General features: G+C 63.0%; 1 protein-coding gene. It reads right to left on the bottom strand.

What is annotated here, in order from left to right:
* Positions 1 to 316, bottom strand: a 316-nt coding sequence (locus tag AB1L30_RS00075; RefSeq protein WP_367011326.1) for a (Fe-S)-binding protein, incomplete at its 3' end; no start/stop codon positions are given.
* Between the last annotated feature and the right edge of the window lie 16 nt (positions 317 to 332).

Genomic DNA, 332 nt, shown 5'->3' on the forward strand with positions numbered 1-332 from the left:
GTTCCATTTTCCGGCGTCCGAGGCGCTCTGACATCTCCGGCTCGGTCAGATTATAGGTTCCCGCGGCGCCGCAGCAGATCTCGGACTCTTCGAGCGGGACGAGTTCCAACCCCGGGATCATCTCGAGAAGCTGCCTCGGCTGCGTCCGGACCCGCTGCGCATGGACCAGGTGGCAGGCGTCGTGATACGTCACTTTCCGGTAGGGGACCGCGTGGGCCGGCGCGATCGGACCGAGCTGAATGAGAAACTCGGAGACATCTTTGACCTTGGCGGCGAATTGCAAGGCCAGGGCATGGTCTTCCTGGGGCAGCACCACCAAGAACTTCCTGGTC

Origin of the sequence: Bremerella sp. JC817, assembly GCF_040718835.1 — a bacterium.
Lineage (GTDB): Bacteria > Planctomycetota > Planctomycetia > Pirellulales > Pirellulaceae > Bremerella.